Here is a 24,589-nt window from a genome sequence, read left to right on the forward strand (position 1 = left end):
CAGGTCAGGAAGTGAGATCGGCGGCGATCTGTCCCCGGATGATCGTGGCGAGGTTCTTCGCGGCGCGGATCTGTGCGTCACGTGCTGCACGCAGCGTGGCGAAACGCTGTCCGGAGCGCTCATAGGGCGCGCGGACGGAATTGGTGCCGGAGGAGACGACTTCACCCGTCCCGATGCGCGTCACTTTCCAGGTTGCGGTAGCGACGAGCACCGCCGAATCGGCGCGGCCATTGATGTAATCCACCGTGACGACCTCGACGGATTCCGCGATATTGGCATCGAGCCTCAGCTTCCTCTGCGCGTCTGGATCACCGCTGCCGTCGAACTCAAAGACGAGCTCGTTACGGAAGTAATGGCCCACCAGGCCCTTGATCTCTGGAATCTCGATGCTGCGAAGCGCGGTCTTGACGCTGCCACCGACCGTGCTCGTCGTGTTCTCGGAATAGAGCGGCTGGAAGCAGCCTCCAGCGAGCGCTGCCGCGGCGAGCACGGCTGCGAGCAGCGTCCGGCGGGAAAGAGCGGCTTCAGACGACGACATTCACGATTCTCCCGGGAACCACGATGATCTTGCGGATGGCGCGCCCTTCGAGGGCCCGCTGAACCGCTTCGCTGGCGCGGGTGGCGGCTTCCACCGCCACCGTATCGGCATCGGCGGGAACCGTCACCTCAGCCCGCTTCTTGCCGTTGAGCTGGACGGGCAGCGTGACGCTGTCGTCCTTCAGCAGTGCGGGCTCGACCTCCGGCCAGGAGGCTTCGCCGACGAGGCCAGGCTGGCGGAGACCCTGCCAGCATTCCTCGGCCAGATGCGGCATCATCGGTGCCACGAGCTGGGTGACGATCGTGGCGGCTTCAAGCAGCGCGAAGGCGATGTCGGCATCGAGCTCGGGCCTCTCGGCCGCAGCGTCCAGCGCCTTACCGATGGCATTGGTCAGGGTGTAGATATGCGCGACGCAACGGTTGAAGCCGAGGCGCTCGATATCGGCGCCGACCGCGTCGAGAGCGCGATGGCTCGCTTTGCGTAGCGCGAGCGCGGCATCACCGACCTGGGCAGGCTTCTCGGCCTTGCCGCCGGTGCGTTCGGCGATCTCAGCGACGAGACGCCAGAGACGCTGGACGAAGCGGGCGGCGCCCTGCACGCCCTCGTCGGTCCAGATCACGTCGCGATCCGGCGGCGAATCCGAGAGCATGAACCAGCGTGCGGTGTCGGCGCCGTAGGACGCGATGATGTCGTCGGGGTCCACGACGTTCTTCTTCGACTTCGACATCTTCTCGATCGAGCCGATTTCGATCGGAGCGCCGGTCTCGACGTCGAAACCACGGCGGTCGCTGCCGGCCACCTCGATACGGACATTGCCCGGCTCGACCCAGTCGCCATTGGCGGCCCGGTAGGTCTCGTGCACGACCATGCCCTGGGTGAACAGACCAGCGAAGGGCTCGTCGAGGCCGGCATGGCCGGTCCTCTTCATCGCGCGGGTGAAGAAGCGCGAATAGAGCAGGTGCAGGATCGCGTGCTCGACGCCGCCGATATACTGGTCGACCGGGAGGAAGCGATCGACGGCCTTGCGGTCGGTCGGGCTCTTGGTGCGCCACGGGTCGGTGAAGCGGGCGAAGTACCAGGACGAATCGACGAAGGTATCCATCGTATCGGTCTCGCGCCGCGCCGGTTTGCCGCATTGCGGGCAGGCGACGTGTTTCCAGCTCGGATGATGGTCGAGCGGGTTGCCCGGTTTGTCGAAGGAGACGTCGTCCGGCAGCTTAACGGGCAGGTCGGCATCCGGCACCGGAACCGTTCCGCAGTCGGAACAATGGATGACCGGGATCGGGCAGCCCCAGTAGCGCTGGCGCGAGATGCCCCAATCGCGCAGGCGGAAATTGATCTTGCGCTGGCCAACCGGGCGGTTGCCGCGGGTTTCGCTCTCGAGCCGGCGCGCGATCTCCTCCTTGGCTTCCGAGATGGTCATACCGTCGAGGAAGCGGGAATTGATCATCCGGCCATCGCCGTCATAGGCGGTGTCGGTGATGACGAAACCAGCCGGATCGGTGCCTTCCGGCGCTACCACAGGGGTATTACCCAGGCCATACTTGTTGACGAAGTCGAGGTCGCGCTGGTCATGCGCCGGGCAGCCGAAGATGGCGCCGGTGCCGTATTCCATCAAGACGAAATTCGCGACATAGACCGGCAGCGTCCAGTTGGGATCGAGCGGGTGCACGGCGCGCAGGCCAGTGTCGAAACCGAGCTTCTCGGCCTTGTCGATGGCTTCCTGCGCCGTGCCGGTGCGCTTGCATTCCTCGATAAAGGCCTGCAGCGAGGGGCTCTTCGCCGCGATGGACTTGGCGATCGGATGATCGGGCGCGATGGCGACGAACTTGGCGCCGAACAGCGTATCGGGGCGGGTCGTATAGACCTCGACCTCGTCCTGCCCCGCACCATTCGATTCGAGAGCGAAACGAACCAGCAGGCCTTCCGAGCGGCCGATCCAGTTCTTCTGCATCAGCCGGACCTTTTCCGGCCAGCGGGTCAGGCCGTCGAGCGCGTCGTTGAGCTCCTGACCATACTCGGTGATCTTGAAGAACCACTGGGTCAGCTCGCGGATCTCGACCGGCGCACCGGAACGCCAGCCGCGGCCGTCGATGACCTGCTCATTGGCCAGCACGGTCTCGTCGACCGGGTCCCAGTTGACCTTGGCGGTCTTGCGGTCGACCAGCCCGGCCTTCAGGAAGTCCAGGAACATCTTCTGCTGGTGGCGGTAGTAGCTGGGGTCGCAGGTCGCGAGCTCGCGGCTCCAGTCGAGCGACAGGCCCATCGACTTGAGCTGCTTGCGCATCGTCGCGATGTTCTCGTAGGTCCATTCGCGCGGATGGACCTTTTTCTGCTTGGCGGCATTCTCCGCCGGCAAGCCGAAGGCGTCCCAGCCCATCGGATGCAGCACCGAGAAGCCCTTGGCGCGCTTGTAGCGCGCGACAACGTCGCCCATCGCGTAGTTGCGGACATGGCCCATATGGATGCGGCCCGACGGATAGGGGAACATCTCGAGGACATAGTAGCTCGGCCGCGTGTCGTCGTTCCTCGTCTCGAAAAGCTTGCGCTCTTCCCAGACGGTGCGCCATTTCGGCTCGGACTCTTTCGGATTGTAGCGTTCGACGGCCATGTCAGCGGGCAATTCTCTGAGCGGGCGATTCTTGGCGGTTCGCCGGTTCCCGGAGGCAGGCCGGCGCAGGGGCTGAATGCAAAAACCGGATGTCGGAATCTTGCAACCTGCTCTAGGACACCATTGCGCGCACGCGGTCAACGGCGCGCAGGGCATGAGAGGCTGGCAGATGAGCGATACGGTTACGCGTTTGGCTGAGATCCGGGCGGCGATCAGCCGGACCGAGCGCGATTTCGGGCGCAAGCCGGGTTCGGTTGCGCTGGTCGCCGTCTCCAAGACCAAGCCGGTCGAACAGATCATCGAGGTGCTGGAGGCCGGACAGCGCATCTTCGGCGAGAACTATGTCCAGGAGGCCAAGGCGAAGTGGCCCTCGCTGAAAGAGCGCTTCCCCGATGCCGAACTGCACATGATCGGACCGCTGCAGTCGAACAAGGCGCGCGAGGCGGTGGAGCTGTTCGACGTCATCCAGTCGCTTGACCGGGAGAGCCTGGCGAAGGAGCTGGCGCGCGAGATCGCGCGGGCCGGACGCGCGCCGAGGCTGTTCGTGCAGGTGAACACCGGCGAGGAGTCGCAGAAGGGCGGTGTCCTGCCGGTGGAGGTCGATGCCTTCATCGCCCGCTGCCGCGACGTTCACGGTCTCGCGATCGAGGGGCTGATGTGTATCCCGCCCGCCGAGGAGCCGCCTTCTCCGCATTTCGGGCTGCTGGCCAAGATCGCCGCCCGCAACGGGCTCAAGGGCTTGTCGATGGGTATGAGCGCCGATTACGAGGCGGCTATCCAGCTTGGCGCGACCTATGTGCGTGTCGGCAGCGCGATTTTCGGCGCGCGGGGCTGATTTTAAGCGTCATGCTCGGGCTTGACCCGGGAATCTCATGCCAAGGGAGGCTAAGGAGCCTCCCTTGGCATGAGATTCCCGGGTCTGCGTTTCGCTGCGTCCGAGAATTGACGGCCTATTTCAGCGGCTCACCGACATCGATGCGGTTGCCGTCCGGATCCTCGAAGACGAAGGCGCGCAGGCCGTAATCCTTGTCGCGCAGCCCCTTGACGATGCGCAGGCCGCGCTCGCGGACGAGGGAGTGCACCGCGTCGATGTCCTCCACCATCATATGCGCGACGTTGAACGCTGCCGGCCTGTGGCCGGGCTGGAGCGTGAGGTGCAACTCGGCGGCGTCGCGCTTCAGGATCATGAAGCCGACGGGATTGCCGTTCTCGAAGGTTTTTCGGAAGCCGAGAGCGCCGATGTAGAAATCGCAGGCGCGGGCCATATCGGCGACCGGCAACATCGCGGCGATCCGTCCGAAGCGGAACGAGGAACCCGAATCAGTCATCGCAAATCTCAGATTGGGATCGTGCCGCGACATGGGACGGTGCCCGTGGGCGCGGCCGCTGATCCAAAGAGGATGATCGAGACGGTGCTCGCCGCTGCTTCTAGCCGAATTCGGCCTATCTGACCAGAATCCGGCAATGGCGCGCCAGCCGCGGCAGCACCTTGGCGAAGACATGGCCCTCGACCGCGACGCAGCCGGCGGTGGGCGTGAAGCCGGGGCGGGCCAGATGCCAGAAGATCGCGCTGCCGCGCCCTCGAATCACCGGCCGATCATTCCAGCCGAGCTCGACGATGACGTCGTAGAGATGGTCCTCTCGCTGCAGCCGCTCCTCGGCCTGGCCCGGCGGACGGTCGATCAGCCGATTGTAGCGGCGGTGATTCACGTCGTCGCACCAGGCGTCGCGCGGCCCGATCCGCTTTGACGGCAGCAGCGTGCGCGGCCGAGCCAGGCGGTCGGCCCGGTAGAAGACGCTGCGCAACGGCAGGGCGGTGCGTGGCGTGCCGCCGTCGCCCTCGCGCTTGTCGGTGCGGATGCCGGAGCGACCAAGCGCGCAAGGGAACACCGACGAGCCGGCGATCAGGAAGCCCTTGCGGCGGTCACGGACGGAGGCGAAGACCCGCAGCGAGGAGAGTTTGCGCGGGTCTGCGGGGAAGGAAGGGCGGTTTCTCAAGGGGATTCCTGGCTGCCTGACTTGCGATGACGACTCAGCGGGCTCATGTTGCCGTAACGATTGCGTCCGAGCGAACCGTCCCATGTCCGTCGTCCATCATATTCTCCTGGTCGATGACGACCAGACCCTGCGCGATGCACTGGCCGAACAGCTGGCGCTTTACGAGGAGTTCAGGCTGTCGACGGCCGGCACGGCCGCCGCTGCCGTGAGGGCCGTGCAGGGCGAGCGCGTCGATCTGGTCGTCATGGATGTCGGGCTGCCCGACATGGACGGCCGCGAGGCCGTCAAGGTGATGCGCAAGAACGGCTTCAAGAGCCCGGTCGTGATGTTGACCGGCCAGGGCTCGGACGCCGATACGGTGCTGGGTCTCGAGGCCGGCGCCAACGATTATGTGGTGAAGCCGTTCAAGTTCGCCGTGCTGCTGGCGCGCATCCGGGCGCATTTGAGGCAGTACGAGGCGAGCGAGGACGCCATTTTTCAGGTCGGCCCCTACACCTTTCATCCCGGATCGAAGTTGCTCGTCAGCGAAAAGGGCTCGAAGACCAAGCTGACCGAGAAGGAGACCGCGATCCTGCGCTTCCTCTACCGCGCCGGCCGCAAGCCGATCGCGCGCGAGGTGCTGCTGCAGGAGGTCTGGGGCTATAACAGCCAGGTCACGACGCACACGCTCGAGACGCATATCTACCGTCTCAGGCAGAAGATCGAGCCGGATCCCGGCAATGCCCGCCTGCTCGTGACCGATGCCGGCGGCTACCGGCTGAATCCCTGACGGATGGCGCTCGACGACGATATGGCCCTGCTGGCCCGGCAGCCGCTGCTGAGCCTGATGGAGCGCGATGCGCTGCGACTGCTCGCCTTCGCGGCGGAAAGCCGCATCCTGCGTGCCGGCGATGTGCTGTTCCGCGCCGGCGAGCCTTCGGACGGGGCCGTTTTGGTGGTGTCGGGCGCGATCGCCGTTACGGCGCGGGATGACGGCCAGCCGGCGCAGGAGATCATCGGCCCCGGCGCCATGATCGGCGAACTCGCGCTCTTCACCTCGGTGCCGCGGCAGGTCACCGCGATCGCGCGCGAGCCGACGCGGGTCATGCGGTTGCCGCGCAGCGTGATGCGGCGCGTGCTCGGCGAATCGCCGGATTCGGCGGAGGCGATCGCCTCAGAGATCAGCACCAGGCTGCGTGGTTTCGTCGGCGAGCTCTCGTCCGTGCAAGAGGCGCTCGCCGCGATCGACCGCAAGTAAGGCGCAGTGCCCTCAGGACGAAGGCGGATGCCTGGCGGCGCGGATCGCCGCGAAGCGCGGCCAGAGGATGTTGATGCACAGGCCGGACAGCACCAGTCCGGCAGCAAGGAACTTCCAGCCAGGCAGCGGCTCGCCCAGCCAGATGGCGGCGGCACCCATGCCAAAGACCGGGACCAGCAACGCGGTTGGCGCGACCGTGGCGGCGGCATAGCGCGAGAGCAGCCAGCCCCAGACGGCATAGCCGAACATCACGTTGCCGACGGCTTGCCAGAGCGCGGCCGCCCAGGCGGCGAGCGGGGCTCCGGTCAGCCCGCCGCGCATCGCCGGCCAACCCTCGATGAGCCAGGACAGGATGAAGAGGGGTGGCACGGCGAAGAGGCTGGTCCAGACGACATAGGCCAGCATGTCGACGCCGGGGGTGCTGCGCGACACGATGTTGCCGCCGGCCCAGCAAAGCGCTGCGGCAAGCACGAGGGCGATCCCGAGGGGGGTGGTCGTGCCGTCCGCGTGCCAGAGAATGACGCCGATACCGACCGCGGCGAGCAGCAGGCCGACGAACTGGAAGGGCTGAACGCGCTCACGGGTGATCGCGGCGGCGAGCAGGATCGTGAAGAAGGACTGCGACTGCACCACCAGCGAGGCCAGCCCCGGCGCGATGAAACCCTTGATGGCGATGAACAGCAGGCCGAACTGGCCGGCACCGATCAGGAGCCCATAGGCAGCGAGCTTGCTCCAGGGAACGGCTGGCCGCTTGAGGAAGAAAACCGCGGGCAGCAGCGCGAACGCAAAGCGCAGGCAGGCGAAGAGCAGGGGCGGGAAATGGTCGACGCCGATGCGGATGACGACGAAATTGGTGCCCCAGACCACCATCACCGCGAGGGTGAGCAGTGCATCGCGCAGGGACAGGGAGGTGGAGAGCGGCGGGTGCAACGGCTTCGGCCACGGCAATGAAAACTGCCGCGGCTATATCACGATGCGTCGGCGGTCCGTTAGGACGGTCTGGCATGGCCGGGACGCCGTCCGCTCAGGCGTTGCGCGCCAACGAGCTTGTCAAAGTTCCAGCGTCACCGTTACCGGGACATGGTCGGAAGGGCGCTCCCAGCCGCGGGCTTCGCGCAGGAAGGCGAGGTCGCGCAGCGTCGGCTTCAGGCCGTCCGAGAGCCAGATATGGTCGAGCCGGCGGCCCCTGTTCGACGCTTCCCAGTCCTGCGCGCGGTAGCTCCACCAGGAATAGAGCTTCTCGGGCTCCGGGCGGAGCGTGCGTGCGGCGTCGGTCCAGCCGGTCTCGCTGCGCAGCTTCTCCAGCGTCGTGGTCTCGATCGGCGTGTGGCTGACGACGTCGAGGAGCTGCTTGTGGCTCCAGACGTCGTGCTCGTAGGGCGCGATGTTGAGGTCGCCGAGGAGGATCGCCGGCCGATCGGTCGGCTTCTTCGCCACCCCCCAGGCGCCGAGCTCGTCGAGGAAGGCGAGCTTGTGGGCGAACTTGTCGTTCTTCTCCGGATCGGGGATATCGCCGCCGGCAGGGATATAGAAGTTATGGATGGCGATGCCGGCGGCGGCGCCCGCGGCCTTGTCGAGCGTCACGGTCATGTGCCGGGCGTCGTTGCGCCCGCACATCGACATCGCCTCCTTCTCGCTGAAGGGCAGCTTCGAAACGATGGCGACGCCGTTATAGCCCTTCTGGCCGATGAAGGCCTGATGGGTATAGCCGAACTGCTGGAAAGCCTTGGCCGGGAACTGCTCGTCCGGCGTCTTGGTCTCCTGCAGACAGAGCACGTCGGGAGCGTAGGTCTTCAGGAACTCGCCGACCATGCCGATGCGCAAGCGGACGGAGTTGATATTCCAACTGGTGACGGTGAGTTGCACGCGAGAATTCCGGCGGGAAGGAGGCCGGAAACTGGGTCGTCGGGGCGCAAAAGGCAAGCCCCGGCGCGAAGTCCGTCTGCAGGTCCGTTGAAAGGGCCGCCTAGAGCGTGCGCTGGTAGTCGATCACGAACTTCTTCGGATCGGGACGGCGCTGGGTGTCGAGATTGTAGAGCGCGACCGAGGTCTCGTAGCCCTGCGGATCGACCACGATCCATTGCCGCAGCTCATTGGCGACGAGATCGTATTTCAGCGTGATCTTCGAGGTGCCCCCCAGCGTCGAGCGGTCCTCGATCCTGACGGAAAGGATGTCACCGTCGATGCTGGCGCCGGTGAGGGTGCCTTCGCGGGCCAGGTCCATGCGCTCGCGCACGAGAAACTTCAGCGGCGTCTGGCCGATCGAGTAGATGTCCTGCGTCGCCAGGCGCTTGTCGCGCACGGCAACCGAGGTGCCGTCGGCGATGACTTCGGTGGTGGCGGGCGGCTCGTACTCGAAGCGCATCTTGCCCGGGCGCTGGATGTAGACGCGGCCTTCGAGCCGCCGGCCATTGGCGGCAAACTGGATGAAATTTCCCTGCAGCGAGGTGAAGCTGTTGAGATAGGCATTGAGCCGCTCGATCGCCTCTTCCTGTGTGGCAGGGACAGAGCCCTTGGCCTTCGCGGGCGCGGCGGCGTGTTGCTGAGCCTCGGGTGGCTTGGTCGCAGTGGAGCCGGATGAAACCGGCTGCACGGCTGCTGGTTCGGCTGCAGCGGTTCGCGCCATGCCGAGATTGGCAGGGCGCGGCGGCGGCAGGACGAGACGCGGCGCAACGGGCTTGGCCGCGGCCGGCTTCGCAGGGGAAGGGGACTGGAGCTGGAGAGGCTGGGCGGCCAGCGGCATAGCCGCGATGACGCCGCCAAAAAAAGTCGCCGCCAGAACCAATTTCCGGACCGCCGGGGTCATGTGCTTGAGCAAGCTGCTCCACTCCCTGTGCCTCGGCCAACGCGCTGCCGGGCCTTGCAAGTGCGTTGCGACAAACGGGTCGGCTCAGATTGGCCCAAGGTCAACGCGCGATATGCTGCCGAGGTTGCAGCATCGTCATGGCAATTTGAGGACTGCCCTCCCCGGCCGCAAGGGCCCGCAGCCCGTCGCGAGCGTCATTCGTCGTGCTGGTTCTGCGTCTCGACGAGGATCTCGCGTTTTCCGGCGTGGTTTGCGGGGCCGACGATGCCCTCGTTCTCCATGCGCTCCATGATCGAGGCGGCGCGGTTGTAGCCGATCTGGAGGCGGCGCTGGATGTAGGAGGTCGAAGCCTTCTTGTCGCGCAAGACGACCGCGACCGCCTGCTCGTAGGGGTCGTCCGAGTCGACCGAACCCATGCCGGTCTTGTCGAAGACGGCGCCGTCCTCGTCCTCGGCGCCGTCCTCCTCCTCGGAGGTGACGGCGTCGAGATATTGCGGCCGGCCTTGCGTCTTGAGGTGAGCGACGACCTTCTCGACCTCGTTGTCGGAGACGAAGGGGCCGTGGACGCGGGTGATGCGCCCGCCGCCGGCCATGTAGAGCATGTCGCCCTGGCCGAGCAGTTGCTCGGCGCCCATCTCGCCGAGGATGGTGCGGCTATCGATCTTCGAGGTGACCTGGAAGGAGATCCGGGTCGGGAAGTTCGCCTTGATCGTGCCGGTGATGACGTCGACCGAGGGCCGCTGCGTCGCCAGCACGACATGGATGCCGGCGGCGCGCGCCATTTGGGCGAGGCGCTGGATCGTGCCCTCGATCTCCTTGCCGGCGACCATCATCAGATCGGCCATCTCGTCGACGATGACGACGATATAAGGCAGAGGCTCGAGGTCCATGACCTCCTCCTCGTAGACAGCCTCGCCCGAATGCTTGTCGAAGCCGGTCTGGACCGTGCGGGTGATGATCTCGCCGGCGGCCTTGGCCTCGCCGACCCTCGCATTGAAGCCGTCGATGTTGCGCACGGCGAGCTTCGACATCTTCTTGTAGCGCTCCTCCATCTCGCGCACCGCCCATTTGAGGGCGACGACCGCCTTCTTGGGGTCGGTCACGACGGGGGTGAGCAGATGCGGGATGCCGTCATAGACGGACAGTTCCAGCATCTTGGGATCGACCATGATCAGCCGGCATTCCTCGGGCTTCAGCCGGTAGAGGATCGACAGGATCATGGTGTTGATGGCGACGGACTTGCCCGAGCCGGTGGTGCCGGCGACGAGCAGATGCGGCATGCGGGCGAGGTCGGCGATCACCGGTTCGCCGCCGATGGTCTTGCCGAGGCAGAGCGCCAGCTTGTGCTTGGTCGCCTCGAAATCCTGGCTGGCGAGCAATTCGCGCAGGAAGACGGTCTCGCGCTTGCTGTTGGGCAGTTCGATGCCGATGGCGTTCTTGCCCTGCACCACCGCGACACGCGCCGAGACCGCGCTCATCGAACGTGCGATGTCGTCAGCCAGCGAGATCACCCGCGACGACTTCGTCCCCGGAGCAGGCTCAAGCTCATAGAGGGTGACCACCGGGCCGGGCCGGACCTGCGTGATCTCGCCGCGAACGCCGAAGTCCTCGAGCACGCCTTCAAGCAGTGTCGCGTTCTGCTCCAGCGCGTCGGTCGAGACGGCGTTGGCCGCGACCTTTTTCGGCTCGGCCAGATAGGTCAGCGGCGGCAGCTCGAAGCCTTCCCGGTCGAGGAGCGAGGGCTGCGCCTCGCGCTGCATACGCTTGCCGGGTTTGGGCGCCGCGCGCGGCATGGCCACCCGCGGCGCGTTGAGATCGCGCAGATCCTGCGGGTCGTCATCGAGATCGAAGGGAGCGTCGATGTCATCCTGAGCCCGGCCCTTCGCCACGGAGGGACGCGCGCCCGGAAGCGGTTCGGGATCGAACTCGGGAAGGCTGCGGCGGCTGGCGGGCACCTCGCCGAACTGCGGCTCGCGGCGCACGCGGCCGCTTTCGTCGCGCGGGACGACGCCGCGATCGACGGCAGGCTCGGGCGGCTGCGGCAGGCGGCGCAGGATGGCGGCGCGCAGGGCCATGGCGCCATGGGCGAGCCAGCCGATCAGGATCACGGTAATGCCGGGCTCGTCGTCACGGCGCTCCTCGCCGTCCGACCAGCTATCCTCGGCCTCGTCGCCCTCGAGTGCGGAATCGTCGTCGGTGACGAAGCCGAAGCCCGCGGCGGCGGTGACGGCGAGAATGGCGATGCCGGCATAGAGGAAACCGACGAGGCTGCCGACGGCGCTGCCGGCAATGCCCGCGATGTTGCGCGTGCCGAAGAGCAGCCCGTCGCCGATGACGCCGCCCATGCCGGTCGGCAGCGGCCAGCGCGGCGTGGCCGGCAAGGCACTGGCCACGGCGGCGGTCGCAGCGACGCCGACGACCCAGAGGCCGAGCTTCAACGCGCCGCGATCGAAGAGATGGAAGCGCATGAGCCTGAGCGCCCAGATCATCGGCGGGAAGAGCAATGCGATGACGCCGAGGCCGATGAGCTGCATCAGCAGATCGGCGACCATGGCGCCGGGGCGCCCGAGCCAGTTGCGAACGGCGCCGCTGGTGGCGTTGTTCAGGCTGGGATCATCGACCGACCAGCTCGCGAGCGCGACGGCGATCGCGACCATCAGGGCCAGCACGCCGAGCCCGGTCAGCTCCGAGGCACGGCGCGACAGGAACTCCCGCACCGGATCGGGCAGGCGGTCCATGAGCGATTGGGAGCGGCGAATGGTGCGCATGCGGCTTTCGGGTCGTGTCCGGACTGTCGGGCCGCATCATTCCGGCCATCAGGAAGAGGTTAGGAAGGCGAGGTTAAGACCCGCTTAACCTTGAACGCTATGCACCGCCGCCGGATGTCGGGAGGCCGTAAGGCCGAAGCGCGCGAGGCCGGCGGCAAGAAGAGAAAAACCCCGGCGGTTGCCCGCCGGGGTCCGGGATTCACGTGAAACCTGCAGGAGATCACATATTGTAAGCGCGCTCGCCGTGCTCGGCGATGTCGAGACCCTCGCGCTCTTCATCGGTGGTGACGCGCAGGCCGACGATCACGTCGACGATCTTGTAGAGGATCGCCGAGCCGACGCCGCTGAACACCAGCGTGAATAGCACCGCCTTCACCTGCGCCATGACGGCCGGGCCGAACTCGTAGGCGGCGACGACGAGCTCGCCGGGCTTGCTTGAATAATCCGGGATACCCCCGCCGCCGAGAGCGGTGTTGACCAGGATGCCGGTCGCGATCGCGCCGATGATGCCGCCGACGCAGTGGATGCCGAAGACGTCGAGCGAGTCGTCATAGCCGAGCGCGTTCTTCACCGTCGTGCAGAAGACGAAGCACACGACACCGACGACGAGCCCGAGGACGATCGAGCCCATCGGGCCGGCGAAGCCGGCCGCCGGGGTGACGGCGACGAGGCCGGCGACCGCGCCCGAGACCATGCCGAGCATCGAGGGCTTGCCCTTGACCGCCCATTCGACGAAGAGCCAGCCCAGCGCGGCGGCTGCCGTGGCGACGAAGGTGTTGATCATGGCGAGCGCGGCGGTGCCGTTGGCTTCGAGGTTCGAGCCGGCGTTGAAGCCGAACCAGCCGACCCAGAGCAGCGCGGCGCCGATCAGGGTCATCGTCAGCGAGTGCGGCGCCATCAGCTCCTTGCCGAAGCCGATGCGCTTGCCCATCAGGATGCAGCCGACGAGGCCGGCGATGCCTGCGTTGATGTGGACCACCGTGCCGCCGGCGAAGTCGAGCGCGCCCCATTTGAAGAGCATGCCGGCATCGGCATTGACCGCGTCGAGCGCGGACTGCGCCGCAGCCTTGCCGTCCGCGCCGGCCTCGGCCAGCGCCTTGGCGGCGTTGCCGACCGCGTCAGGCCCGCCCCAGTACCAGACCATGTGAGCCATCGGGAAATAGATGAAGGTGACCCAGAGCACCGTGAACAGCAGCAGCGCGGAGAACTTCATGCGTTCCGCGAAGGCGCCGACGATCAGCGCCGGCGTGATGCAGGCGAAGGTCATCTGGAAGCAGATATAGACGAATTCGGGGATGTAGACCCCGTTCGAGAACGTGCCCGCCACGGTGGTTGCGTCGACGCCCCGCAGGAAGGCCTTCGAGAAGCCGCCGACGAAGTCGTTCAACCCGCCGCCATTGGTGAAGGCGAGCGAATAGCCATAGGCGACCCAGAGGATACAGACGACGCTGACGATGGCGAAGACCTGGGTCAGCACCGAGAGCATGTTCTTGGAACGGACGAGGCCGCCATAGAAGAGGGCGAGGCCCGGGATCGTCATGAGCAGGACGAGGATCGTCGAGCTCATCATGAAGGCGACGTCGCCCTTGTTGGGAACGGGCGGGGCGGCCGCCGGGGCCTGGGCGAGCGCGACGCCGGCCGAAACGGCGGCCAGTGCGAGGCCGATCGATCCGGCCCGCAGGGAAGTCCTCAAATTCATCGTCTAAAACTCCTGAAGGGTCGGGCTCAGAGGGCGTCGGCGTCGGTCTCGCCGGTGCGAATGCGCACGGCTCTCTCGATCGAGGAAACGAAGATCTTGCCGTCACCGATCTGGCCGGTGCGGGCCGCGGCGGTGATCGCTTCGATCACCTGCGGGACGAGCTCGTCGGAGACCGCGACCTCGATCTTGATCTTCGGCAGGAAGCTCACGGCATATTCGGCGCCGCGGTAGATTTCCGTATGCCCCTTCTGGCGACCGTAGCCTTTGACTTCGGTCACCGTCAGGCCGTGCACGCCGATGGCAGTGAGCGCGTCGCGCACCTCCTCCAGCTTGAACGGCTTGATGATTGCCATCACGATTTTCATGTGCTGGGTTTCCCCGTTTGCGCCGCCCGGTCGTCAGCCCCGGCGATCTCGTTGCACCTCGCGCGCCCTGCGGTCGCAGTGCGTCGCACCATGCAATTCAAGGGACGTGCCAACCCGCTCCGGGAGCCTCAAGGGGGCATCCGGAGGTCAAATGAGGGGAATCAGATGTTGGGAAAGCAGGCTCTGCCTAGAAAATAGGCATGAGATTATCGGAGAAGCATGCGCCCAAAATATCGTCAGCCTAGATCCGGCCGGGGCCGGATGAGCCCTTCCTGGGCGACGGAGGCGACGAGGCGGCCCTGCAGATCGAAGACGAGGCCGCGCGAGAAGCCGCGGGCGCCCGAGGTCGAAGGGCTGTCCTGCGAGTAGAGAAGCCACTCATCGGCCCGGAACGGACGATGGAACCACAATGCATGGTCGAGGCTGGCGCCCTGGATCTTCTGGTCGAAGACCGTGGTGCCGTGCGCGATCAGGCTGGAATCGAGCAGCATCAGGTCGGAGGCATAGGCCAGCACGCTCCGATGGAAAGCCGGCTCGTCCGGAAGGGTTTCCATCGCCCGAATCCAGACGTTGAACTTCGGCTCCATCTTGCCGCCGGTGCGATAACGCTCGAGCTCGACAGGGCGAATCTCGATCGGCCGCTTGCGCTGATAATAGGCCTGTATGGCATCCGGCATATGCGGCAGCACGCTCTTGGCCATCTCCTCCCGATCCGGCAGCTCTTCCGGCATCGGCACGCTCGGCATCGGCATCTGGTGCTCGAAGCCGGGCTCGTCGACCTGGAAGGAAGCGGACATGGCGAAGATCGCCTCGCCCTTCTGGATGGCGAGCACGCGCCGCGTCGTGAAGGACCGGCCGTCGCGCAGCCGGTCGACTTCATAGACGATCGGAATCTCCGGATCGCCAGGCAGCAGGAAATAGGCATGCAGCGAATGCGGCTGCCGGCCTTCGACCGTCTTGCAGGCGGCATAAAGCGACTGCGCGATGACCTGCCCGCCGAAGACGCGCGGCCAGTTCGACTTGGGGCTGCGACCGCGGAACAGGTTGCGCTCGAGCGTCTCGAGGTCGAGGATTGCCGTCAGGGAGGCGCTGATCTGGGACATGGCGGCGGGCATCGCGGTCAGTTGACGGAGCGGCTGGCGGCCCCCACAGGAACAGCCGGTTCGTCTCGCATCAGCAACGAGGCGTCCCGTGCCGTCAAGACGCTTGCCGAAGGAGCAGCAGCATGGCCATCGAGCGGGATTCCGACATGGGCATCGTCATCGCGGGTGGGGGAATCGCGGGGCTGACCCTGGCGCTGGCGCTGAAGCAGGCGCTGGGGAACGATTTCGCGATTACACTGGCCGATCCGGCGCTGGCTGCGCCACCGCGCGCCGACAACCGCGCTTACGCGGTGGCGGCCGGCGCCCGCGCGATGCTGGAGACGCTGGGCATCTGGGACGCCGTCGCAGGCTCTGCGCAGGCGATGATGGAGATGATCGTCTCGGACAGCCGCACGAACGATGCGGTGCGCCCGGTCTTCCTGACCTTCGATGGCGAGGTCGAGCCGGGCCAGCCCTTCGCCCATATGGTGGAGAATGCAGCGCTGGTGGCCGCGCTCAAGGCGGCCTGCGAGCGGGAAGGCGTCGAGCTGCGCGCGACCGGGGTGCGCCGTTTCACGGCAGAAGAAGCTGCGGTTGGGGTCGTCTTCGGTGACGGCTCACGTGGCGAGGCTACGCTGCTGGTCGCTGCCGACGGCGCGCGCTCGAAGCTGCGCGAGCAGGCCGGCATCGGCTGGGTCGGCTGGGGCTATGGCCAGTCCGGCATCGTCGCGACGATTGGGCATGAGCGTCCGCATGGCGGCCGGGCCGTCGAACATTTCCTGCCGTCCGGCCCCTTCGCGATCCTGCCGCTCGCCGATGGTGGCACCCTCGGCCACCGCTCCTCGATCGTCTGGACCGAGAGGAGGGAGAATGTCCCGGCCCTGCTCTCGCTCGATGCTGCCGACCTGCTGGCCGAGATCGAGACGCGCTTCGGGCTCGAGCTTGGCGAGATCACGCTCGAAAGCGCTGTGAGCGCGCATCCGCTCGGCTTCGGTGTGGCCCGGCGCTTCGTGGCTGAGCGATTCGCGCTGCTCGGGGATGCCGCGCATCTGATCCACCCCATCGCGGGGCAGGGACTCAACCTCGGACTCAAGGATGTCGCGGCGCTGGCCGAGACCATCGTCGATGCGGCCCGGCTCGGGCTCGATCCCGGCTCGCTCGACGTGCTCGAAGGCTATGAGAAGGCCCGCCGCTTCGACACCGTGGCGATGGGCGCGGTCACTGACGGGCTGAACCGGCTGTTCTCGAACGATGCGACGCCGATCAGGCTGGCGCGTGACTTCGGCCTGGGGGTCGTCGACCGGCTTCCGGGACTGAAGCGGTTCTTCATCCGCGAGGCAGCGGGTGTCGCGGGCGCGCCGCCTCGGCTGCTTAGGGGCGAGATGCTTTGACGGCCGTCATGGTCGGCTTGACCCGACCATCTCGGAAACCAGAGCCTTCTTATTCTGAGATTCTCGGGTCGCCGCCATGCGGCGCCCCGAGAATGACGACTGGCCTCAATCCTCCAGCGGCCGGGCCTCTTCCGGCAGCATGATCGGGATGCCGTCGCGGATCGGATAGGCGAGCTTCGCCGCCCGGCTGATCAGCTCCTGTTTCGCGGCATCGTATTCGAGCGTCGCCTTGGTCAGCGGGCAGACCAGGATTTCGAGCAGCTTGGGGTCGATACGGGTACTGCGGTCGGCTTCGGTCATTCGGTTCGTCCTGTTCAGCCGCGCTTGCGCGGCAGGTCGGCCAGCATGCCGGCGGCCACCATCAGTTTCGGCAAGGTGAGGCCGGAACTCGCGATTGCGTTGACGGTCGAGCGGGTCCGTTCCGCCTCCTCACCGCGCTCGGCAAGCCAGCTGTCCAGTGTGGCTTCGCCCTTGCCGGAGGCGGAAGCCTCCTGGGTCAGGTTGGAGTGGGCATCGTCGAGGGTTTCGAGCGCGCGCTCGCGGGCAAGGCGCTCATAGTCGTCAGTCGCGGGGACGGCTGACGCCGCTGTCTTCAAGCTCGACAGGCCGAAGAGCGCATCGATGCCGAAATGGATACGGGCGACATCGCCGATCTCGCGCTTGCTGCGCTCGGCGATGTCGACGATGTCCGTCGCCTCGGCCATCGCCGGCAGGCTGGCGACGCGGGTGGCCAGTGCTTCGGGCACGCCTTCGGAGGTCAGCACTGCGATGCGGGCGAGCCGGGCCTGCGAGGCGGCCTCGGGCAGCAGGCTGCCGAGCTCGGCCGACAGCTCTTTCACGCCCTTGGCATAATGGGCGATCGTCTGCTCGATCGTGCCGGGCTTGGCTACCCCGCGACGCAGGAACCAGCCCATGCGGTTGGTGACGAGTTCCTGGGCGGCGGCATAGAGACCGAGCTGGGTCTTGCCGGGAATCTTCGCGTCGAGCGCGTCGATGTCACCGTTGAGGGCGATCAGATCGAAGGAGTCGCGGGCGATGGCGTAGGCGGCAGCGATGGCCGGCGCGCCCGAGCGGGTCAGCGCGGCCAGGACCGGGACCAGAGCCGGGCCGCCGCGGTTGACGATCGCATTGGCGAGCTGCGTCGCCACGATCTCGCGTCGCAGCTTGTGGCTGGCGATGGCGTCCGGATAGGCGTCCCGCAGGGCCTTCGGGAAATAGCGGACGAGCTCGCTGGCGAGATAGGGATCGTCCGGCACCGAGGATTCCAGCAGTGCGTCGTGCAGCGAGAGCTTGGCGTAGGCCAGGAGCACGGCGAGTTCCGGCCGGGTCAGGCCTTCGCTACGCTTTTCGCGCTCGGCGAGCTGGGCGTCGCTCGGCAGATACTCCACCGAGCGGTCGAGCCGTCCGTCCTGCTCCAGCGTCTGCATCAGGAAGCGCAGGCCGGGCGTCGCCGCGGCGCCCTGCGCCTCGGTGAGCGAGAGGGCGAGCGTCTGCAGATAGTTGTTGCGCAGGACGAGATCGCCGACCTCGTCGGTCATCGCCGCCAGCAACTCGTTGCGCTTGTCTTCCTGGAGGCGACCGTCCTTCACCGGGTCGGCGAGCGCTATCTTGATGTTGACCTCGACGTCCGAGGTGTTGACGCCGGCGGAGTTGTCGATCGCGTCGGTGTTGAGCTTGACGCCCTTGCGGGCAGCCTCGATGCGGCCGCGCTGGGTGACGCCGAGATTGGCGCCTTCGCCCACGACCCGCGTCCTGAGATCGTTGCCGGTGATGCGGATCGCGTCATTGGCGCGGTCGCCGACCTGTGCGTCGGTCTCGTCGCTGGCGCGGATATAGGTGCCGATTCCGCCGAACCAAAGCAGATCGACACGCGCCTTGAGGATCGCCGTCATCAGCTCGGGCGGTGAGACTTCGGCCTTGTCGAGGTCGAGCAGGGCGCGCACCTCGGCGGAGAGCGGGATGCTCTTGGCCTGGCGCGAGAAGATGCCGCCGCCCTTCGAGATCAGCGTCTTGTCGTAGTCAGCCCAAGACGAGCGCGGCAGTGCGAAGAGGCGCTGGCGCTCGGCCAGCGAGGCGGCAGGGTCCGGATTCGGATCGAGGAAGATGTCGCGGTGGTCGAAGGCCGCGACGAGCTTGATCGCCGGCGAGAGCAGCATGCCGTTGCCGAAGACGTCGCCGGACATGTCGCCGACGCCCGCCACGGTGAAGGGCGTCGTCTGGATGTCGATATCGACCTCGCGGAAGTGGCGTTTCACCGCCTCCCAACCGCCGCGGGCGGTGATGCCCATGCCCTTGTGGTCGTAGCCCTGCGAGCCGCCGGAGGCGAAGGCGTCGCCGAGCCAGTGGTGCTTCTCCAGCGAGATCGCGTTAGCGGTGTCGGAGAAGGTCGCAGTGCCCTTGTCGGCGGCGACGACGAGATAGGGGTCGTCGCCGTCATGTCGCACCGTGTCCGGCGGCGGCACGATCGTCTCGCCGTCGAGATTGTCGGTGAGCTCGAGCAGGTTGCGGATGAAGATGCGGTAGCTCTCGGTGCCCTCGGCCAGCCAGGCGGCACGGTCGGAGGCCGGAGGCAGCTGCTTCGGAACGAAGCCGCCCTTGGCGCCGACCGGCACGATCACGGCGTTCTTGACCTGCTGCGCCTTGACCAGGCCCAGCACCTCGGTGCGGAAGTCCTGTGGTCGGTCCGACCAGCGCAGGCCGCCGCGGGCGACCTTGCCGAAGCGCATATGGACGCCCTCGACACGTGGCGAATAGACGAAGATCTCGTAGAGCGGGCGCGGCAGCGGCAGGCCGTCCACCTTCGCGCAATCGAATTTGAAGGTGATGGTCTGGCGCGGATGGCCGTCCGGGCCGGTCTGGAAGAAATTGGTGCGCAGCGCAGCGTCGACCAGATTGATTAGGCGACGCAGGATGCGGTCTTCGTCGAGGCTGGTGACGGCGTCGAGCGCCTCCTCGATCTCGGCGCGCTTCTGGGCCATGCGCTGCTCGCGCTCGCCGGCCGGAACGCGCGGGTCGAACTTGGCATTGAAATAGGCGATCAGGCCCGAGGCGATGTCGGCATGGCGGGTCAGCGCATCGGCGATATAGCCCTGCGCATAGGGCGCGCCGGCCTGGCGGAGATAGCGGCCGAAGGCGCGCAGCAAAGCGGCCTCGCGCCAGGCAAGGCCGGCGGCGAGGACGAGTTGGTCGAAGCGGTCGGATTCGGCGAGGCCGCGGAACTGCGCCATCAGGGCGGCCTCGATCGTCGGATCGAGATGCTCGATGTCGATCTCGCCGTCGTCGGCGCGCTCCAGCGACATGTCATGCAGCCAGACGCGGGCGTTCTCGCCGGTGCCCTGTGGCATGACGTTGTAAGTCCGCTCGTTGACGACGCGGAAGCCCATGTTCTCGAGCACCGGCACGCGGGCGGACAGCGAGATCGGCGCTCCGCGCGAGAAGACCTTGAGATTGGCGCGCTTGGCGTCGTCGCCCTCGCGCCGGTAGAGGTTGACGGCCCGGCCGCGCTCCGGCGTCAGCTGCTGCAGCATCTCGATGTCGACAAGCGCATCGGCGGCAGAGAAGCGTTCGCGATAAGCGGCGCCGAAGGCCTCGGCGTAGCGTTCGGCCAGTGCGCGAGCGGCCGGCCCAGCCTTCTCCTGATCGAGCACGTCCTTGAGGCCATCGCCCCAGGTGCGGACGATGGCGCTGATGCCGGCCTCGAGCGTGGCGCGGTCGATGCGCGGCGTTTTGCCCTCGTCGCGGCCGATGATGTAGTGGGTGCGCGAGAGCGGGCCTTCCGGATAGGCCGGATAGGCGGCCGAGATGCGGCCGTTATAGATCCGCGCCAGGAATTCGCCGACGCGCTGACGGACCGTGGTGTCGTAGCGATCCTTCGGGATGAAGACGAGAATCGAGACGAAACGGTCGAACTCATCGACGCGGGCAAGCGCCCGGATGCGCGGGCGCTCGGTGAGCTGCAGGATGTCGAGTGCGAACTGCTCCAGGGTCGTCACATCGATCTGGAAGAGCTCGTCGCGCGGATAGGCGTCGAGCACGTTCATCAGTGCGCGGCCGGAATAGCTCGCCGGATCGAAGCCGATGTTCTTGGCGACGCGCGCGACCTTCAGCCTGAGATAGGGGATGGCGCGGGCCGAGCCGGTATAGGCGTTCGAGGTCAGGAGGCCGACAATGCGCAGCTCGCCGTCGAGCCGGCCGTCCGGCGTGAACAGCTTGACGCCGACATAGTCGAGATGGACGCGACGGTGGACCAGGCTCTTGACGTTGGCCTTGGTGATGATGAGCGCCTGGGGCTTGGCCAGGAAGGAACGCACCTCCGGCGTGGTCGTCACCAGCTCGCGGCCCTTGCGCAGCACCTTGACGGAGGGGTCGCGCAGGATGCCGAGGCCCGAGCCCTCGATCGGGTCGGCCGCGACGTCGCCGCCAGGGAACCGGTAGGCGCGGATGCCGAGCAGGGTGAAGTTGTCGCCGGCGATCCATTCGAGGAACTGCAGCGCCTCGGTGATCTCGTCCTCCGGCAGCGGCGGCGGGTTGGCGCGATAGGCCTGTATCACTTCGGTGATACGGCCGCGCATCGCGGCCCAGTCGTCGACCGCGAGCGCGACATCGGCATAGACATGCTCCAGGCCGGCGCGCAGCTTTTCGCGCGCTGCGGGCGTGTCGATGCGCGGGATATGGATATGCAGCAGGCTTTCCCGCCGCGTGCCTTCCGGCGCGCGGCCGGTGGCTTCGCCGGCGAGCGAGACGAACTTGCCCTCGGCATCGCGCGCCACCGCCAGGATCGGATGCGCGACGAGGCGCGGCTCGTAGCCCTGATCCTGCAGCTCGGCCAGCGTCGAATCGAGCAGGAACGGTTTGTTGTCGTTCACGACTTCCAGGATGGTGACCTGGCGCTCGCGGTCACCCTCGCCGAACGCGTCGTCGCGGAAGCGCAGGTTGATCGTCTCGGGCTTGCGAGGCTCGGCCAGGTGCTCGTAGGCGGCGGCCGCGGTGTGAGCCAGCATATCCGGCGGCAGGGCTTCGAGGTCCTCGGCGACGGAACGACCGTAGAGAAGGCGGGGGAATTCGGCCGGCATCGCGCTCTTCAGGCCCGTCGCTGCGGCTTCGATGGCTGCGATCGCTCCGGCGGTCGCGTTCGTCACCCGTTTGCCCATGTGTCACCCCAGTTGTTTTGCAGCAGCGATGGCATAGGCTGCTCAGGCTTTCAACTTTGCCTTGCCTGAAAAAGCGGCAAAATTGCCGCACAGGATCTAACAGGATGCACCATGGCGACGAAGCATGACAAACCAAAGGTAGGCGAAGAGCCGGCACGGCAGGATGCGCCGCCGCGGGTAATGGCGCTGGCGCTGAAGCCTGGACAGCTTTCGCCAGAAAATGACGCCTATTTCGAGAAGTGCCGGGAGAAGCTCGGATTCGTGCCGAATGTGCTGACGTCCTACGCCCATGATGACGCCAAGCTCTCGGCCTTCGCCGCCTTCTACAATGACCTGATGCTGGCGCCCTCCGGCCTGTCCAAGCTGGAGCGGGAGATGATTGCGGTCGCGGTGTCCAGCGTGAATCGCTGCTATTACTGCCTTGCCGCCCATGGCGCGGCCGTGCGCCAACTCTCTGGCGATCCGGTGCTGGGCGAGATGCTGGTGATGAACTACCGTGCGGCGGAGCTGTCGGCGCGGCATCGTGCCATGCTGGATTTCGCCGTGAAGCTGACTGAAACGCCGCATCTGATCGGCGAGAACGACCGGGAAGCCCTGCGCAAGGCCGGTTTCGGCGAGCGCGACATCTGGGACATCGGCGCGGTCGCGTCCTTCTACAACATGTCGAACCGGATGGCCTCGGCCGTCGATATGCGGCCCAACGCGGAGTATCACGGCCAGGCGCGCTAGCTCGCTTTCGTCGGTCATCGCGGCCTCGCGAAGCGAGGCCCGACCCTCACAAAGAAAACGGCCGGCGCAATGCCAGCCGCTAGTTGGCCTCGACTCGGTGGCCCGGCTCCACCGGAACTCCGGGGGGCTGGGGGGCTGACAAACCGGCGTTCAGCGAAACCGGGCCGTCGAGGCAACGAGGGGAGTTGAGCGGTGTAACTTGGCGGTCGCTGGGCGCGTTCGCGGCGAAAATGCGGCATTTGCGATGAATGCTTACCCAGCGCGCCAACGCGGACGAGCGCGATCGCTTGCCAGCGCAGCAGTGTGGGCGCATCATCGCCCTGTCACTTCGAGAGGCTCCGCTCAGGGAGGCGCCATGAGCGAAAGCGAAACGCCGCAATCGCAACCGGCTGGCGCGGTCGTCCATTTTCCGTCGCCGGCCCGGCCGGCGACAGTCACCTTCGACCGGCGCGAACTCAACGAATTGCTCAATCTCTATGGCCGCATGGTCGCGGCTGGTGAATGGCGCGACTACGCCATCGATTTCCTGAAGGACAAGGCGCAGTTCTCGGTGTTCCGGCGTTCGTCGGAGATGCCCCTCTACCGAATCGTCAAGGACCCGGCGCTGGCCCGCCGGCAGGGAGCCTATTCGGTCGTCGCTGCGACGGGGCTGATTCTCAAGCGCGGCTCGGAACTGTCACGAGTCCTGCAAGTGCTCGACCGCAAGCTCAGCATCGTGAACTGACCATCAACGGAGATGGCCCTTCAGAAGGCCGGTGGCGAGCGGTCGCCTTCGCCCAGCTCCTTCTGCATCAGCATCTGGTCGAGCCAGCGGCCCTGCTTGAAGCCGACCTTCTCGGCCACGCCGATCAGACGGAAGCCGGCCTTCTCATGCAGGCGGCGCGAGCCCACCGAGGCGCCCGTGCCGTCGCCGATCACCGCGATCATCTGGCGGAAGCCGCATTCGGCGCAGGCATTGATCAATGCGTCGAGCAGGAGGCCGCCGACGCCGCGTCCCTGGGCCGTGGGAGCAACGTAGATCGAATTCTCGACCGTGGCGCGATAGGCGGGGCGCGGGCGGTAGGCGCCGGCATAGGCATAGCCCAGCAGTTCGCCTTCGCCTTCGGCGACGAGATAGGGGTAGCCGCCTGCCAGAATGGTCTCGAAGCGGCGGAGCATCTCCGTCTCGGTTGGTGGCTCCAGTTCCCAGGATGCGGTGCCATGCAGGACGGCATGGGCGTATATCGCGCGAATGGCGGCGATGTCAGCCGGGCAAGCAGGTCGGATCGCGGGCGTCGTCATCGCTGCAGAATGAGCAATGCCCGTGCCAAAAGAAAAGCCCCGGCCGGGGGCCGGGGCTCGCTCCGGGCATGTCGCCCGCAAGATCGGCTCAGCGGCGGTCGCCGAGCAGGCTGATCAGCATCTGGAACATGTTGATGAAGTTCAGGTAGAGCGACAGCGCGCCGTTCACCGAGATCTTCGCAGCCGATTCCGGATCCAGATCCGAAGAGAGATACATCTCCTTCAGGCGCTGGGTGTCCCAGGCGGTCAGGCCGGCGAAGATCAGGACGCCGATCACCGAGATGCCGAAGGACAGCGCGCTCGACGCCAGGAACAGATTGACCACCGAGGCGATGATCAGGCCGATCAGGCCCATGATCAGGAAGGAGCCCATGCCCGACAGCGACTTCTTCGTGGTGTAGCCAACGAGGCTCAACGCTCCGAAGGCGGCGGCCGTGATGAAGAAGACGCGCGTCACCGAAGCGCCGGTGAAGACGACGAGGATGGACGACATCGAGATGCCCATCACCGCCGCGAAGGCGAAGAACATGGTGCGCGCCGAAGAGGCGCTCATGCTTTCGGCCTTGAACGAGAAGAGCATGATGAAGGCGAGCGGGGCCAACATCACGACCCATTTCAGCGGGCTGAGATAAATCGCCTGGCCGAGCGCGGTCAGGCCGGTGATCTTGCCGTCGGGCGTGAAGCCGGCAATCGCCAGCATCGAGATGCCGAGCGCGGCGAGGCCAGTGATGCCGAGGCCGATCGCCATGTTGTTGTAGACGCCGAGCATGAACGAGCGCAGGCCCTGATCCATCTCGACGGCGCTGGTCTGCTGTGCGCGGCCGGCACCCCAGACTGGAGCATTGCGGTCGAAGTTGCTCATTAAGAGAGTTTCCCCTGACGTAGTTTCGGACGACGGAAGGCACGCGAATGCCAGCCGTCCTCGCGCATGATC

General features: G+C 66.5%; 21 protein-coding genes. 6 read left to right on the plus strand and 15 right to left on the minus strand.

The window, feature by feature from the left end; all coding sequences use genetic code 11:
* Positions 1–4 precede the first annotated feature (4 nt).
* Together AB4Z16_RS26135 and leuS are read right to left on the minus strand one after the other, a co-directional pair.
* Positions 5–538: a hypothetical protein gene (locus AB4Z16_RS26135; protein ID WP_441514243.1), complete on the minus strand. Its 534-nt coding sequence runs from the start codon at positions 536–538 to the stop codon at positions 5–7.
* A complete protein-coding gene (leuS, locus tag AB4Z16_RS26140; RefSeq protein WP_441514244.1) occupies positions 525–3,149 on the minus strand; it encodes a leucine--tRNA ligase in 2,625 nt (874 codons plus the stop codon). Before leuS ends, AB4Z16_RS26135 begins: the two co-directional genes overlap by 14 nt.
* A gap of 169 nt (positions 3,150–3,318) precedes the next feature.
* Here leuS and AB4Z16_RS26145 point away from each other — a divergent pair, with 169 nt between their 5' ends.
* Positions 3,319–3,984 carry a YggS family pyridoxal phosphate-dependent enzyme gene (locus AB4Z16_RS26145; protein ID WP_441514245.1) on the plus strand — a complete coding sequence of 222 codons (666 nt, stop codon included), beginning with the start codon at positions 3,319–3,321 and terminating at the stop codon, positions 3,982–3,984.
* Between the two features lie 115 nt (positions 3,985–4,099).
* Here the strand turns inward: AB4Z16_RS26145 and AB4Z16_RS26150 are convergent, their stop codons facing one another.
* Both AB4Z16_RS26150 and AB4Z16_RS26155 read right to left on the minus strand, forming a co-directional pair.
* Complete coding sequence (locus AB4Z16_RS26150) at positions 4,100–4,477, minus strand: glyoxalase superfamily protein (protein WP_441514246.1); 378 nt, start codon at positions 4,475–4,477, stop codon at positions 4,100–4,102.
* A 115-nt stretch (positions 4,478–4,592) separates the two neighbouring features.
* Entirely contained in the window at positions 4,593–5,147 is a 555-nt protein-coding gene (locus tag AB4Z16_RS26155; protein WP_441514247.1) for a L,D-transpeptidase family protein, read from the minus strand.
* An 82-nt stretch (positions 5,148–5,229) separates the two neighbouring features.
* Here AB4Z16_RS26155 and AB4Z16_RS26160 point away from each other — a divergent pair, with 82 nt between their 5' ends.
* Positions 5,230–5,916 carry a response regulator transcription factor gene (locus AB4Z16_RS26160; protein WP_441514248.1) on the plus strand — a complete coding sequence of 229 codons (687 nt, stop codon included), beginning with the start codon at positions 5,230–5,232 and terminating at the stop codon, positions 5,914–5,916.
* A 3-nt stretch (positions 5,917–5,919) separates the two neighbouring features.
* Entirely contained in the window at positions 5,920–6,384 is a 465-nt protein-coding gene (locus AB4Z16_RS26165) for a cyclic nucleotide-binding domain-containing protein (RefSeq protein ID WP_441514249.1), read from the plus strand.
* A gap of 12 nt (positions 6,385–6,396) precedes the next feature.
* Here the strand turns inward: AB4Z16_RS26165 and AB4Z16_RS26170 are convergent, their stop codons facing one another.
* The 7 genes from AB4Z16_RS26170 to tesB form a co-directional block, all read right to left on the minus strand.
* Positions 6,397–7,332, minus strand: a complete 936-nt coding sequence (locus tag AB4Z16_RS26170) for an EamA family transporter (protein WP_441514250.1) — start codon at positions 7,330–7,332, stop codon at positions 6,397–6,399.
* Positions 7,333–7,434: 102 nt separating this feature from the next.
* Positions 7,435–8,250, minus strand: a complete 816-nt coding sequence (gene xth / locus AB4Z16_RS26175; RefSeq protein ID WP_441514251.1) for an exodeoxyribonuclease III — start codon at positions 8,248–8,250, stop codon at positions 7,435–7,437.
* A gap of 100 nt (positions 8,251–8,350) precedes the next feature.
* Entirely contained in the window at positions 8,351–9,202 is an 852-nt protein-coding gene (locus tag AB4Z16_RS26180; protein WP_441514252.1) for a LolA family protein, read from the minus strand.
* A gap of 182 nt (positions 9,203–9,384) precedes the next feature.
* Positions 9,385–11,958: a DNA translocase FtsK gene (locus tag AB4Z16_RS26185; RefSeq protein ID WP_441514253.1), complete on the minus strand. Its 2,574-nt coding sequence runs from the start codon at positions 11,956–11,958 to the stop codon at positions 9,385–9,387.
* A 220-nt stretch (positions 11,959–12,178) separates the two neighbouring features.
* Positions 12,179–13,657, minus strand: coding sequence for an ammonium transporter (locus tag AB4Z16_RS26190; protein ID WP_441514254.1), 1,479 nt, complete (start codon positions 13,655–13,657; stop codon positions 12,179–12,181).
* A gap of 26 nt (positions 13,658–13,683) precedes the next feature.
* The gene (locus tag AB4Z16_RS26195; protein ID WP_441514255.1) at positions 13,684–14,022 is read right to left on the minus strand and encodes a P-II family nitrogen regulator; all 339 of its coding nucleotides are present in this window, start codon (positions 14,020–14,022) and stop codon (positions 13,684–13,686) included.
* Positions 14,023–14,258: 236 nt separating this feature from the next.
* Complete coding sequence (tesB, locus tag AB4Z16_RS26200) at positions 14,259–15,125, minus strand: acyl-CoA thioesterase II (RefSeq protein WP_441514256.1); 867 nt, start codon at positions 15,123–15,125, stop codon at positions 14,259–14,261.
* A 122-nt stretch (positions 15,126–15,247) separates the two neighbouring features.
* Here tesB and AB4Z16_RS26205 point away from each other — a divergent pair, with 122 nt between their 5' ends.
* Entirely contained in the window at positions 15,248–16,495 is a 1,248-nt protein-coding gene (locus AB4Z16_RS26205; protein WP_441514257.1) for a ubiquinone biosynthesis hydroxylase, read from the plus strand.
* Between the two features lie 105 nt (positions 16,496–16,600).
* On the opposite strand, the gene AB4Z16_RS26210 is transcribed toward AB4Z16_RS26205, so the two are convergent.
* On the minus strand, positions 16,601–16,795 hold the full coding sequence (locus AB4Z16_RS26210) for a Trm112 family protein (RefSeq protein ID WP_441514258.1): 195 nt from the start codon (positions 16,793–16,795) through the stop codon (positions 16,601–16,603).
* Positions 16,796–16,809: 14 nt separating this feature from the next.
* Entirely contained in the window at positions 16,810–21,633 is a 4,824-nt protein-coding gene (locus AB4Z16_RS26215; RefSeq protein WP_441514259.1) for an NAD-glutamate dehydrogenase, read from the minus strand.
* 192 nt (positions 21,634–21,825) lie between these two features.
* On the opposite strand from AB4Z16_RS26215, the gene AB4Z16_RS26220 reads away from it, so the two are divergent.
* Positions 21,826–22,374, plus strand: a complete 549-nt coding sequence (locus tag AB4Z16_RS26220) for a peroxidase-related enzyme (RefSeq protein WP_441514306.1) — start codon at positions 21,826–21,828, stop codon at positions 22,372–22,374.
* A gap of 355 nt (positions 22,375–22,729) precedes the next feature.
* Positions 22,730–23,098 carry a DUF2794 domain-containing protein gene (locus AB4Z16_RS26225; RefSeq protein ID WP_441514260.1) on the plus strand — a complete coding sequence of 123 codons (369 nt, stop codon included), beginning with the start codon at positions 22,730–22,732 and terminating at the stop codon, positions 23,096–23,098.
* Positions 23,099–23,118: 20 nt separating this feature from the next.
* Here the strand turns inward: AB4Z16_RS26225 and AB4Z16_RS26230 are convergent, their stop codons facing one another.
* On the minus strand, positions 23,119–23,655 hold the full coding sequence (locus AB4Z16_RS26230) for a GNAT family N-acetyltransferase (RefSeq protein WP_441514261.1): 537 nt from the start codon (positions 23,653–23,655) through the stop codon (positions 23,119–23,121).
* 88 nt (positions 23,656–23,743) lie between these two features.
* Entirely contained in the window at positions 23,744–24,517 is a 774-nt protein-coding gene (locus AB4Z16_RS26235) for a Bax inhibitor-1/YccA family protein (protein WP_441514262.1), read from the minus strand.
* Between the last annotated feature and the right edge of the window lie 72 nt (positions 24,518–24,589).

Source organism: Allobosea sp. TAF32 (genome assembly GCF_052113585.1).
In the GTDB taxonomy this organism is placed as follows: domain Bacteria; phylum Pseudomonadota; class Alphaproteobacteria; order Rhizobiales; family Beijerinckiaceae; genus Allobosea.